The sequence below is a fragment of the Vibrio sp. ABG19 genome, from assembly GCF_029962385.1.
Classification (GTDB): domain Bacteria; phylum Pseudomonadota; class Gammaproteobacteria; order Enterobacterales; family Vibrionaceae; genus Vibrio; species Vibrio ostreae.
Window position 1 is genome coordinate 1,703,720 of sequence record NZ_CP071708.1, and the last position, 12,780, is coordinate 1,716,499.

Below are 12,780 nucleotides of genomic sequence, written 5' to 3' on the forward strand. Positions count from 1 at the left end.
TGTGTTGAAGGGAGTGGATGAGGGAGTGGATAAGGACACACACCATAATTCAAGGTGTGTGTCCTGCTCGGATACTGCTCGGATATATTAGCAGGACACACACTTTAATCAGTCGTCAATATTTACGGTGTGTGTCCCGTTAAGAGTATGAGAATAACGGTGTGTGTCCCACTAAAAATCAGACTGGCGTGCCAGCCTCATCGATATCAACAATCTCGGTTTCTAAGCTGGCTTCGCTGAGCCAGCGCTGGATGGTCGGGCTGGCGAGCAAGTGATCCCGGTATTGGGCGGCGCCGGGTGATAGTTCGATACCGTAGGTTTTAAAGCGCAGCGCGACCGGGGCAAACATTGCATCCGCAATAGACCACTTGCCAAACAACCATTGGCCTGGATAGCGTGCCATCTGCTCACTCCATAACGTATCAATGCGGGCGATATCCTGTTGTGCGGCATCGCTTAACTCAACGTGACGGCGCGCGCGGCAGTTCATCGGCATTTCGTTACGCAGGGCAGTAAAACCGGAGTGCATTTCGCAACTGATGGCATGAGCTTTAGCTTTGTCAGCGTTATCCGCTGGCCAGGCTTGGCCGCTCAGATGGTTGTCATTGACGTACTCAAGAATCGCCAGCGATTCCCACACCACTATGTCACCATCCTGTAGCGCCGGGACTTTGCCTGTCGGCGTAATGGCTTGCAGCGTGGTATAAAACTCCGGGGTGCATAGCTGCAGTTTACGGATCTCGACCGGCAGTTGGTAGTGGGCAAAAATCAGCCAGGCTCTGAGTGACCAGGTTGAGTAGTTTTGATTGGCGATATAAAGTTGCATACATAACTCCTTGTCTTGTCTGTTGCTCAGCATAGAAAAACAATCGCAGCCTGACTAACGGATTGTTTGGATAATAACCATTAATAAAAGCGATGGATTGATATGGATATTGACTCGTTACGCAGTTTTCTGGCCTTTGTCGACACCGGCAGTTTTACCCGCGCCGCCAAGCAAATTGCCCGGACCCAATCGGCGTTCAGTGCGCAGATGCGCAAGCTGGAGCAGGAAATCGGTAGTGAACTGTTTGTCAAAGAGGGGCGTAATCTGGCCCTGAGCGAAGCGGGTATCCGCCTGGTCAATCATGCCCATGAACTGCTGGATCGGCACGATAAGGCGCTGGTCGAGTTGCAACAGTTCCAGCACAAACAGCCACTGCGACTCGGCTGTCCGGAAGACTATAACGATCAGGTATTGCCGAAATTAATGCAGGCATTACTGGCGGCGAAACCGACCTGTTCAATTCAGGTGTTTAATGAGCCGAGTGTGGTACTGCGCCAGTGGCTGGACGAAGGTAAGCTGGATGCCGCGATTGTGACGCGTTCGTCCAACAGTGAGGAAGGGTACTGGATTACCAGTGATCAGGGCGTTTGGATCTGCGCGCAGCCGGATGCGGCGGTCACTCAGGGTGCTTCGTTGCCGCTGGCGCTGTTTCAGGCAGATTGCCGTTATCATGCTGCTGCGATCGACAGCCTGACCAAGCGCGGTGTGCCGTTTCACTTAGTGGCGTGTTGTAATACGTCATCGGCGCAGCGGGCGATTGTCCGTCAGGGGCTGGCGGTTGGCGCGATGGGGCGGCTCAGTGTAACCGACGATCTCACCATCCTGAGTGACTTTCCGCCGCTGCCAGCGGTCGATATTGTGTTGCTGGTGGCCGCTAAATCCCATCCGCTGCTGCCGCGTCAGTTTCTCAATCAAATCGGTGAGCTTTGCTGCGCTAAAACAGCCTTACCGGTAGTCTGAGGCACGGGCGCTCAGGGCTGATCTGACTTGTAAGGCAGATACGTGGCGAGAGCCGCCATTCTGTCTTGTACCAGCTGCTGCTCCCGGCGGACGAAATCGGCGACCGCCGGGCGAAACGTCGCGGACTCAATCCAGTGCACGGACCAGGTGGCAAGCGGCTCAAAGCCGCGCTGAATCTTGTGTTCCCCTTGCGCGCCCGGGTCAAAGTGCGCAAGCTGATGCGTGATGCAGTACTCTATCCCCTGATAGTAGCAGGCTTCAAAGTGCAGGCTGTCGAACTCTTGTGTGCAGCCCCAGTAACGGCCGTATAAGGTTTGCGAGTCTTTAAAATACCAGGCTCCGGCGACGGGCAGCTGTTGGTGGTACGCCATGATGAGGACAATCTGGGTGGGCATCTGCCGGCGTAGCTGTTCAAAGAAGGCCTGATTGAGATGAGGATAGCGGCCGCGTTTGAGATAAGTCAGCTGGTAGAACTCAAAAAACACCGCCACATCGTCGGCAGAGAGCAGCTCTCCCTCAATAACGCGAAGTTCCACCTGTTGCTGTTGTACTTTCTCGCGCTCTTTACGCAGGTTTTTTCGTTTACGTGAAGTCAGGGTCGCAAGGAAATCATCAAAGTGCTGATAGCCACGGTTATACCAGTGATACTGGCAGTCCATCCGTACCGAGAGCGGCTTGAACTTTTGGATATGCCGCGCTTCGACAAACAGTCCATGCCAGCCGGAGAACTGATGCTCGGCACACAGCTGACGCACTGCGCTCAGCATCGGCTGTAGGGCGTCGTCATAGCTGATGACCTCTGCGCGATAGAGCAGGCGCGGGCCGCTGACCGGTGTAAACGGAATTGCCGTCACCAGCTTGGGAAAATACTCTTCGCCTGCTTTTTCAAATGCTTCCTGCCATGACCAGTCAAACACGTATTCGCCCCAGGAGTGACTTTTCAGATACATCGGCATCGCTGCCAGCAGAGAGCCGTGCTCATCTTCTAAGGTCAGATGGAGTGGATGCCAGCCGCTGTCATCACTGACACAGCCGCTTTGTTCTAACGCGCTCAGATAGGCGTATGACAGAAACGGATAGTCACAGCAGCGCAGCGCGTCCCACTCAGGCTGCGGAATGTCGGTCAGTTGTTGGTGAACTTTGATGAGGGCCATGGGGAGCGTCCAAGCAGTAAACAGGCGTAATTTATCCTAGCAGAAACCCTTATCAGGACAAACCGTGATCAGCAAACCGTTAGCGGGACATACGCATTATATGGACAGGATTGTTAACGGCGGATCTGCCTCTTTGTACAGCTTTAAAAGCTTTTAGAACATGGGTAACCCTCCTTAATCTATTTTCTTACAAATGAGTTATTATTTATTTAAATACATATAGTTATGTTGTGCAGCTTTTTTATGGTCAGATTAATGAGCTTTTGGAACATAGGTGACTATCCCGTTATTAATCTGACTCTATCGCTCCGGCTTAGGTTTACAATTTGTGGGAGACATTAAGCAGGACACACACTGTCTAATCGGGTGTGTGTCCTGCTTAGAACGCTGGTTAGATCGGTTAGCTTTGCCGTTAGCTGAGGTGTGTGTCCTGTTTGGCTCTGTTTGGCTCTGTTTGGCTTCTAATCGGGTGTGTGTCCTGTTTAGCTGTGGCTTTCGAATACGGTGTGTGTCCTGCTTAGAGCGGACGTTATTTGCCAGCTTGTGCCCAGTCAGCGAAATAACTGACCAGATAGTCGATCGCCAGGCGGGCACGTAACGGCAGAAAGCGTTGGTTCTGATACACAATCCAGCTGCTGTTGCCTGGTCCCCAGAAGTCTTGCAGGATCGGAAACAGCGTGCCGGATTCCAATCCTCTGGCCAGGCTGCTTTTCGGCATATAGGCGATGCCAAGCCCCTCCTCGCAGGCTGCAATGGCTGCATTGGAATTGTTACTTTTCCAGCGCCCGTGCACTCGCACGCTGAGAGGTTTGCTCTCGCTGGCAAATTGCCAGTGATCGTTATTGGTAATGATGCAGCTATGCTGTTTGAGTTGATTCGGGTGGGTTGGCTCACCAAAGCGATGTAAATAGTCACGGCTGGCGACGGCGGCCATTGGGCGGTCAACCAGCTTTCTGGCAACCAGACCCGAATCTTTTAGCGCGCCGTAACGAATCGCGAAGTCGATGCCATCTTCAATAAAATTGACCATCCGGGAGTTAAAATCCATCTCGATGGTCACTTCTGGGTACAACTTGGCAAACTGCATCAGGGCCGGAGCGACGTGTTCTTCCGCGAATCCGCCGGCAGCACTAACACGCAAGGTGCCGCTTAGAGTAATTTGCTGTGAGTTTAAGCCTTCATTGGCCTGTTCCAGCCCGGTCACCAGCTCTCGGCATTGCGAGTAATACAGCTGACCGGCATCGGTTAAGTTGATTTGCCGGGTTGAACGGGCAAATAAGGTGACCCCCAGGCGATCCTCCAGCCGCGATACTTGGCGGCTGACGTGACTGGTGCTGCAACTGAGCTGTTTAGCGGCCGCCGAAAAGCCCTGAGTTTCCGCCACGGCGACAAACTCGATGATGCCCTCGAAACTGTTCATAATCTTCCATTGTTGCTATTTAGCAATAATCTTTTGTTGATTGGCGGTATTATCATTGAAATGATTTTCAATTAGTATCTTTTTTGTACTCAATAATGCAGGAGACAGCAATGAAGAAGATTCTAATTCCGGTAACCAACCATGCCACTCTGGGCGATACCGACCAGGCGAACGGCACTTACTCACCAGAGATTACGCACGTCATTCATGAGCTGACCACAGCGGGATTTGAGTATGACATAGCGTCGATTAACGGTGGCAAAGCACCGCTGTATGGCACTGACATCGAAGGTGATGAGGTGAACAGCCGAGTACTGGCGGATGATGATTTTCAAAATCGCATCAATAACACCATTCCGGTCTCGCAAATCAATATTGATGACTATGTTGCGCTATTCTACCCGGGCGGCTTCGGCTTGCTGTCCGATCTGGCAAGCAATGCCAGCTTTGCACAACTGGCGGCCAAACATTATGAAGGTGGCGGCACGATTGCGGCTGTCTGTCATGGCCCGGCGGCACTGCTGCCAATTACTCTGAGCAGCGGTGAAAGCTTACTGGCCTCTAAATCGGTTACCGGCTTTACCCGCGAAGAAGAGATTGATTTTGGCACCATCGAACACATTCCGTTCTTGCTGGAAGAATCACTGACCCGAAAAGCAGCCCGTTTCAGTAAAGTGCAGCCCTGGCAGGAGTTCGTCATTGTTGATGAGCGACTGATTACCGGGCAAAACCCAACCAGTGCTCATGGCGTCGGTAAAGCATTGGTCGCGGCGTTGTCGTAAACCACAACCGCTAAGGTTTAAGATCGATTAATTACCCAATAGCTCACGGAACGTGGGCTATTTTTGTCTCTGAGCGATGTTAATTAAAGAGGACACACGCCGTCATAGTAAGGTGTGTGTCCTCTTTGTTTTTGCTCTTTGTTTTTGTCTTTTTTGTTTTCCCGCTATTTTAGCGGGAGGTTTATGGCTCAACTTCGCCGTTTACGCTCTGCCTTTGGATGTTTAGGCGTTTAGCCATAAGCCTAAATTTATTTATGCACAATTTGCATGAATTAATTCACTTTTAATCATTTGTGTCACTGCATAACACTCTTTACACTTCGAAATGATTTGTTACCTGAGTGTAACATTTAGTGCCTGTTATTAATCTTTATCCATAACTCGTCAAGGTTATTGGCAATAGTGACAGTGAAGTCTATTACCAGTGGTGATCTCGAATTCATAAGTGGCAGGAAGGCCATTTTCAGCACCACACTCATTAATAAGAGCGATTTATGATTATTTTTCGATTTCCACTGCTTGTTTGGCTAGGTATCGGTATTTTGATTACCAGTCTAGGGATCAGACAATCCTTTGGTATCTTCATGACACCGATATCCGACTACTTCCAAACGGGACGAGAGTTCTTCAGCTTTGCAATCGCATTGCAAAACTTATTGTTTGGAGCGTTCCAGCCATTTGTGGGTATGGCCGCTGACCGTTGGGGAGCGAAACGTATCATCATTTTAGGTGCTATCTCTTACGCCCTGGGGCTGTACTTAACTTCTATCAGCGCTGATCCAACAATGGTGTACTTATCGCTAGGTGTGCTTGTTGGTCTTGGTTTAAGCGCAACCAGCTACGTGATCGTGCTCGGTGCAGTCGCTAAAGTTGTACCAGCGCAACATGCGGCGAAAGCCTTCGGTTTGACCACGGCAGCTGGATCATTCGGCATGTTTGCTATGATCCCGGGGGCGCAAGCATTGTTGAGCGCTTCTGGTTGGCAAAGTTCAATGCAAATCTTCGCGGTACTGTGCAGTTTTATGGTGTTGTTTGCACTATTCATGAATACGGCAAAGCGAAATGCAAATACTGCTAACAACCATGTTCACGAGGGCAAACAAACACTAAAAGAAGCTTTGAAAGAAGCGTTTGCCCACAAAGGGTACTGGTTGATTCATGCTGGTTTTTTTGTGTGTGGTTTCCATGTGATGTTTATCGCGACTCACCTGCCTAGCTATTTGGCGGATAAAAATCTACCTGCATCAACCGCGGCCATGGCGTTGGCTTACGTGGGTATATTTAACATCCTTGGCTCATATTTCTGGGGGGTAATGGCAGATCGTTTTAGCAAGTGTTATATGATGTTTGCGTTGTATGTGATGCGTACGGTTGTGATCGGTGCTTTTTTGGCACTGCCGATTACCGAGCAAACGGCGCTTATCTTCGGTGCTGCCATCGGTTTTTGTTGGTTAGGAACGGTGCCGCTTACATCTGGTTTAGTCCGTCAAATGTTTGGAGCTCGTTACCTGTCGACGCTATATGGTTTGGTGTTTTTCACTCACCAAGTCGGCAGCTTTTTGGGGGCATGGGTTGGTGGTCGTATCTACGATTATTACGGGTCTTATGATCCAATTTGGTGGTCAGCGGCCGTACTCGCGTTTATTGCTGCATTGATTCATCTTCCAATCAATGACAAGCCTGTACCACGTTTGAGCATGGCAGCAGCGTAACTCTTAAAGGCTCCCTGCGCAGTTCGTTGGGAGCCTTCCCTTTATCAATCATATCTTTAGCTCCCACATGCCCCGTCACCCGAGAGATTAAATTTCACAATGGCATTTTAGGCGTCTTGAGTTGCTTTAGCACATACTGAAGAATGCCTCCTGCGTTGAAATACTCTAACTCTTTTGGATTGTCGATACGTGCAACAACAGGTACGGAATGTTCTGTACCTTGAGCCGTTACGACAATAATGTCTAATTCCAGCAAGGGCTTCATCGGCTCATTAGGGGCAATAAACACGGTCTCATTGCCTTCCAGAGTGAGCGCGTCGAGTTCGCCTGGTCTTTTAAGTTGGAGCGGCAATATGCCCATACCCACTAAGTTGCTGCGATGAATTCGTTCAAACGATTCCGCGATGACGGCTTTTACATTCAATAACAAGCATCCTTTAGCGGCCCAATCTCGACTTGAACCACAACCATAGTCTTTGCCAGCAAATATGACCAATGGCACCTGCAGTTCAATGGCGTTTCTGCTCGCTTCAAAAATAGGCATGACTGGAGGCCTTTTCTCCGTGGTCGACATGTTACATTCATCCAGCTTGGTATCACCGAAACATCTTGTGACGCCACCTTTAGTCGGCGATGCTATTTTATTTTCCAGTCGCACGTTTGAAAAAGTGCCGCGAACCATGACGTTGTGGTTCCCTCTGCGCGCACCGTAGCTATTGAACTCTTCTGGAGTGATATTTTCTGACCGCAAATATTGTCCTGCAGGACTATTTACTGAGATAAGACCCGCCGGAGAAATATGGTCTGTTGTTATCGAATCTCCCAAAATAGCTAATACACGTGCTGACTCAATAGGAAATGTGGGGGATGGAAGTTCCAAAAATGGTGGACGTTGTATGTAGGTCGAGGTCGGCTCCCAAGGATAACAGGGACTATCTTGCATCGATAATTGTTCCCACTCTTCATCCCCTTCAGCAATGTCACTGTAACTCAATCTAAAGTGGCTCTCATGAACCTGACTCAGCATTTCCTCCAGCATGAGCGGACTCGGCCAAAGCTCCCGCAGATAGACAGGCTCATTTTTACTATTGATGGCAATGGGTTCATTTTCTAGGTCAATACAGGTTGTACCCGCTAACGCAAACGCGACAACCAATGGTGGAGAGGCAAGCCAGTTTAAGCTGACTGATGGATGGATTCGTCCCTCGAAATTTCGGTTCCCTGATAACACAGCGGATACGTGCAAGCTATTTGCCGAAATCTCTTCTTCTAGATTGTTCTTGAGTGGACCTGAATTCCCAATACATGTAGTACACCCGTATCCAACACGATGAAATCCCAACAAGTCTAAGTAATGTTGCAGCCCAGTCTCATTGAGATATCTGGCTACCGCCAATGACCCTGGTGCGAGAGACGTTTTTACATAAGCAGGAACGGACAACCCTCTTTCCACGGCGGCCTTCGCAACCAATCCGGCCGTTAACATAACCGCTGGGTTTGAAGTGTTCGTACATGAAGTGATGGCGGCAATTACGACATCACCATGATGGAGGTGCGTGGATGACTCGGAATGTTTTGCTCCGGGGCTTGAGGAGGAAACACCTTCAATAGCGCATTGTTCAAGCGTCGCTTGCTTAATTGCACTGATGTTAAGTCGATCTTGTGGCCTTTTGGGCCCAGCCACTGAGGTCACAATGGTCGATAAATCTACCACAATATTTTCATCATACTCCGGTGAGGTTTCTTTTGTATCCCACCATAGGCTTTGCTCTTTCGCATAAGCTCGAACTTTGTCAACCAGAGCAGAAGATCGGTTAGTAAGGGTCAAATAGGCAAGTGTGTTTTCATCGATAGGGAAAAAACCGCATGTGGCGCCGTACTCTGGAGCCATGTTAGCAATCGTAGCCCTGTCGGCCACAGACAAAGCGGCTAAACCGTAACCATAGTACTCGACCAACTTACCCACCACACCATGGGATCTTAGCTTCTCAGTGATAGATAAGACCAAATCCGTTGCAGTAACACCGGGACGCAGTTGCCCATCAAGCCTCACTCCGACTACTTTGGGAATCGTTATATTGAGTGGTTGGCCTAGCATTACGGCTTCAGCTTCAATTCCACCGACGCCCCAGCCCAACACTCCTAATCCATTGACCATAGTGGTGTGGCTATCGGTTCCGATAACCGTATCTGGGAATAGCACACCATTTTCGTCTTCATGAACAACTTGTGCCAGATATTCCAGATTAACCTGATGGCATATGCCCTTACCGGGAGGGATAACGGTCAAGTTCCGGAAGTTCTTTTGTGCCCATTTCAAGAATGTATACCGCTCTTTGTTTCGAGCCATTTCGTGTTCATAATTCGTATGTATCGCGGATTCTGAACCTGACTGATCGACAATCAACGAATGGTCAATGACAAGATCAACCTTACACATGGGTGTGACGTGGCTTGGATCCCCGCCAGTTTGTGCAATCGCATCTCTGATAGCAGCCAGATCAACCAAGGCTGGAATACCGGTGTAGTCTTGCATCAAGACTCTGCTGGGATAGAAATTAAACTCAGATGAATGCCCGTGACTCTCTGAAGGGAAAGTCGATTTTGTAAGAAACAACGCTTCGATAATTCGAGCTGCTTCTTCAAAATCAGACGCTTGTCGAACGATATTTTCAATAAGTATGCGCTTAGTAAAAGGGATCTTCGACAGGTTGGCTTGATAGTCTTGGGCCAGCTGTTTTAGAGACCAGTATTTATATTCGGTTCCGTTTACCTTCATCGACCTTTGGTATGTTTCACGCCATGATTTTTCGTTGGTAGGTCTCATGATTAACTTCCTTTCAATGATGGTTGACCTTTTAAAAAGGCAGCCTCGTTGTCATAGATATGTTTTCTGGGACATTTTCATATTTCCCATATCCAAATAGCTTTAATCAGCTGAAAATCTATAACCTGAAGGATCAGAGTTGAAATTCGAAAAGAAGGAAGACGTTGGAATGGATTTTTGCCCTCAAACAATAACTAGACTCTAAAAAATGAAGGCAAAGCTTGAGTTGGCTCAGCCTTCAACCGTACTTAGATGAGAGTCACATTGGTTGCTTGCGGGCCTTTCTCACCGGGTTCAACTTCAAAACTTACTTTTTGGCCTTCCAACAGGGTCTTAAACCCATCAGAGGAAATTGAACGGAAATGAACAAAAATATCCTTACCGTCACTATCTTTGGTGATAAAACCAAAGCCCTTAGTTTCGTTGAACCATTTTACTGATCCCGTTACTCTGTCAGACATACATACCTCGACTAATGTTATAGGTTAAAGCTCTGAAAAATAGAGCTATTCCATAGTAAATCAAGATATCTGTCGCAGCAGTTAAACGAAAAGGAGCGAGAATAACTGTGAAAGGAAACTTGGTTGATAATGAAAAAGTAACTCAAATTGGTAGAGCTACTTTAAGTATAAACCTTAAATTGAAAATAGTTAGTTTAGTCCTCAATCCTAGTTTCATTTAGTGGTACGGCTCTGATTTAAAAATACCAGTACGGAGTTCATGTGTTAAACAGCACCATGGCCTAATTGACCCAAATGGTGATTCGGCTCAATATCCATTCCGCTACTTTCTCTACGTGCCTTCTGGAAATTGGTGGTCCCTCCCATGCTTGAACTGGGGACCAATCGATTATGAGTTAGCCACTAACGCAGTAAGTCTAGGAAAACCGAGGTAAATTAAGCGTAACTAAAAATACATTAAAGTATTTACTAAACAGTGGTTTAGCTTGGTTTTGGTAAAAGTGTCAAAACTAGTGACTGTACCTGTACTGTACCTCAAAGAAGAGCGTCAAGAGGAATCTTTCCTAGCAAAGTGGATAAGAAAATAGAACATCGGGCGATGTTATTAAGCTCTAACAAGGGTGATTAAAAAGCAATCAGCTATGACCGTTTTGTTCAAAACATGATACCCATAAGTAAATGTCCTACAAGTTTATTGTGGAACGTGATCTAAGGCTCAAGCTAATAAAAACGGAGTTGTTTAGTGTTTTTATAGTGATAACCTTTCCTTACTTGTTAGACAACTGCTGTGTTAAGGCGAGGTTAAAGTGAATAGTATTTTTGATTTGAATGGCAAGACCGCACTTGTGACTGGCTCAGGAAGAGGGTTGGGATTCTCTTATGCTAGAGGGTTAGCTCACGCAGGGGCTCGCGTGATCTTGAATGGCCGGAATGAAGACGTTCTCTCTAAAGCTGTTGCTCAATTGAAAGTTGAAGGGCTTGATGTGTTAGGGAGAGTATTCGATGTATCTTCTGAAGAGCAAGTATTAAAGGTATTTGAAGAATTTGATCGTGACAATATTCATATTGATATTCTTATTAATAATGCGGGTATCCAGTATCGAAAACCCATGGTGGAGTTAGAATTAGAGTCCTGGAAAAAAGTAATTGATATCAACTTGAATAGTGTATTCATTGTATCTCGTCAAGCGGCAAAACGTATGATTGCGAAAGATACTGGAGGGAAAATTATCAATATTGGCTCTTTGACTAGTGAAGCTGCTAGAGCAACGGTATCTCCATATACCGCTGCGAAAGGGGGAGTTAAAATGCTAACAAAAGCAATGTCTGCTGAATGGGCACAACATAATATCCAGACGAATGCTATTGGTCCTGGCTATATTCTTACTGATATGAATACTGCTCTTATTGAGAATAAAGAATTTGACAGTTGGGTGAAAGCAAGCAATCCCACTAAACGCTGGGGACACCCTGACGAACTGATTGGTACAGCCGTGTATTTATCGTCTAGTGCGTCTAACTATATTAATGGCCAGATCATCTATGTTGATGGCGGCTGGTTATCTGTATTGTGAGGGCACAGTGATGACAGAAGTGCAGTCAAAATCTTGTATTATTCGCTCAGAACAAGATCTAGTAATCGAAAATAGAACGCTGAATCATGACGAACATAAAGTATTGGTTAAGGTTGAAGCCGGTGGGATCTGTGGCTCAGATATTCACTATTATCAACATGGACGAGCCGGAGCATCAGTGATTAAAGAACCGATGGTGATTGGTCATGAGTTTGTCGGAGTCGTAAAAAATATCCCTGTGGGATCTACGTTAAAAGTGGGACAGAAAGTCGCGATTAACCCATCTCAACCTTGCTACCAGTGTGAACGATGCCGAACAGGACAACTGAATCATTGTAAATCAATGAAATTCATGGGTAGTGCGCAACATTATCCACATACTCAAGGTGGTTTTACACAATATGTATCGGTGAATACGAATCAGTGTTTCCCTTATGATGCGTCTATGTCATCTGAAATCATGGCATTCTCTGAGCCATTAAGTGTTGCAATTCATGCTATTAATATGGCGGGTAGCTTAATTGGTAAAAAGGTATTGGTTATTGGATCGGGTACGATTGGCGGGTTAGTGATTGCAGCAGCCAAAGCCGCGGGAGCCCAAGTTGTATTTGGTTGCGATGTCAGTGAGCGTAGCTGTAACGTCGCAATAGAAATGGGAGCAGACCACAGTTTTAGCCCGCTTGACAACGACGAAGTAGCGAAATATCAGCAAGACAATGGTTACTTCGATATCACTTTTGAAGCGACAGGTGTCCCTTCTGCGATCCAAACAACGGTCGCTTTTACTAAGCCTAATGGAAAATGTATTCAGTTAGGCATGGGGAACAGCAGTATTGACTATCCGATTAGTTCATTCCTGGTCAAAGAAATTGAATGGATTGGTTCTTTTAGATTCAATGAAGAATTTGCAGTAGCTGTGAATTGGTTGGAGACCAAAAGAGTCGATCCAACGCCATTAATTTCAGGTGTTTTTGACTTGGATGACGCGAAATCTGCGATTATCGCTGCCGCTGATAAATCTAAATCAACCAAAGTGATCTTAAAAATACAGTAAGTTAATAATA

At 47.1% G+C, this 12,780-nt stretch carries 10 protein-coding genes; 5 read left to right on the forward strand and 5 right to left on the reverse strand.

Going from position 1 to position 12,780, the window contains the following annotated elements; all coding sequences use genetic code 11:
* Positions 1–178: 178 nt before the first annotated feature.
* Entirely contained in the window at positions 179–826 is a 648-nt protein-coding gene (locus tag J0X00_RS14100; RefSeq protein WP_282477040.1) for a glutathione S-transferase family protein, read from the reverse strand.
* Between the two features lie 102 nt (positions 827–928).
* Between J0X00_RS14100 and J0X00_RS14105 the strand changes: the two genes are divergently transcribed.
* Complete coding sequence (locus J0X00_RS14105) at positions 929–1,786, forward strand: LysR substrate-binding domain-containing protein (protein WP_282477041.1); 858 nt, start codon at positions 929–931, stop codon at positions 1,784–1,786.
* An 11-nt stretch (positions 1,787–1,797) separates the two neighbouring features.
* Here J0X00_RS14105 and J0X00_RS14110 read toward each other — a convergent pair whose 3' ends face one another.
* Together J0X00_RS14110 and J0X00_RS14115 are read right to left on the reverse strand one after the other, a co-directional pair.
* Positions 1,798–2,940 carry a GNAT family N-acetyltransferase gene (locus tag J0X00_RS14110; protein WP_136483265.1) on the reverse strand — a complete coding sequence of 381 codons (1,143 nt, stop codon included), beginning with the start codon at positions 2,938–2,940 and terminating at the stop codon, positions 1,798–1,800.
* 529 nt (positions 2,941–3,469) lie between these two features.
* Positions 3,470–4,360, reverse strand: coding sequence for a LysR family transcriptional regulator (locus tag J0X00_RS14115; protein WP_218562363.1), 891 nt, complete (start codon positions 4,358–4,360; stop codon positions 3,470–3,472).
* A 110-nt stretch (positions 4,361–4,470) separates the two neighbouring features.
* Here J0X00_RS14115 and J0X00_RS14120 point away from each other — a divergent pair, with 110 nt between their 5' ends.
* The gene (locus J0X00_RS14120) at positions 4,471–5,142 is read left to right on the forward strand and encodes a type 1 glutamine amidotransferase domain-containing protein (RefSeq protein ID WP_136483267.1); all 672 of its coding nucleotides are present in this window, start codon (positions 4,471–4,473) and stop codon (positions 5,140–5,142) included.
* Between the two features lie 494 nt (positions 5,143–5,636).
* Positions 5,637–6,854 (forward strand): MFS transporter, encoded by a 1,218-nt coding sequence (locus J0X00_RS14125; RefSeq protein ID WP_218562353.1) that lies wholly within the window; start codon positions 5,637–5,639, stop codon positions 6,852–6,854.
* A gap of 94 nt (positions 6,855–6,948) precedes the next feature.
* Here the strand turns inward: J0X00_RS14125 and acnA are convergent, their stop codons facing one another.
* The gene (gene acnA, locus J0X00_RS14130; RefSeq protein WP_282477042.1) at positions 6,949–9,681 is read right to left on the reverse strand and encodes an aconitate hydratase AcnA; all 2,733 of its coding nucleotides are present in this window, start codon (positions 9,679–9,681) and stop codon (positions 6,949–6,951) included.
* 248 nt (positions 9,682–9,929) lie between these two features.
* A complete protein-coding gene (locus tag J0X00_RS14135) occupies positions 9,930–10,142 on the reverse strand; it encodes a cold-shock protein (protein ID WP_047460531.1) in 213 nt (70 codons plus the stop codon).
* Positions 10,143–10,948: 806 nt separating this feature from the next.
* Here J0X00_RS14135 and J0X00_RS14140 point away from each other — a divergent pair.
* Positions 10,949–11,716 carry an SDR family oxidoreductase gene (locus J0X00_RS14140; protein ID WP_282477043.1) on the forward strand — a complete coding sequence of 256 codons (768 nt, stop codon included), beginning with the start codon at positions 10,949–10,951 and terminating at the stop codon, positions 11,714–11,716.
* A 10-nt stretch (positions 11,717–11,726) separates the two neighbouring features.
* Positions 11,727–12,770 carry an L-idonate 5-dehydrogenase gene (gene idnD / locus J0X00_RS14145; protein ID WP_282477044.1) on the forward strand — a complete coding sequence of 348 codons (1,044 nt, stop codon included), beginning with the start codon at positions 11,727–11,729 and terminating at the stop codon, positions 12,768–12,770.
* Positions 12,771–12,780: the final 10 nt, after the last annotated feature.

What these genes read in the sequence shown, in the direction of transcription:
- J0X00_RS14115 (WP_218562363.1), bottom strand. Translation starts at nt 4,360, where the DNA reads ATGAACAGTTTCGAGGGCATCATCGAGTTTGTCGCCGTGGCGGAAACT.
- J0X00_RS14105 (WP_282477041.1), top strand. Translation starts at nt 929, where the DNA reads ATGGATATTGACTCGTTACGCAGTTTTCTGGCCTTTGTCGACACCGGC.
- J0X00_RS14135 (WP_047460531.1), bottom strand. Translation starts at nt 10,142, where the DNA reads ATGTCTGACAGAGTAACGGGATCAGTAAAATGGTTCAACGAAACTAAG.
- J0X00_RS14120 (WP_136483267.1), top strand. Translation starts at nt 4,471, where the DNA reads ATGAAGAAGATTCTAATTCCGGTAACCAACCATGCCACTCTGGGCGAT.
- acnA (WP_282477042.1), bottom strand. Translation starts at nt 9,681, where the DNA reads ATGAGACCTACCAACGAAAAATCATGGCGTGAAACATACCAAAGGTCG.
- idnD (WP_282477044.1), top strand. Translation starts at nt 11,727, where the DNA reads ATGACAGAAGTGCAGTCAAAATCTTGTATTATTCGCTCAGAACAAGAT.
- J0X00_RS14110 (WP_136483265.1), bottom strand. Translation starts at nt 2,940, where the DNA reads ATGGCCCTCATCAAAGTTCACCAACAACTGACCGACATTCCGCAGCCT.
- J0X00_RS14125 (WP_218562353.1), top strand. Translation starts at nt 5,637, where the DNA reads ATGATTATTTTTCGATTTCCACTGCTTGTTTGGCTAGGTATCGGTATT.
- J0X00_RS14100 (WP_282477040.1), bottom strand. Translation starts at nt 826, where the DNA reads ATGCAACTTTATATCGCCAATCAAAACTACTCAACCTGGTCACTCAGA.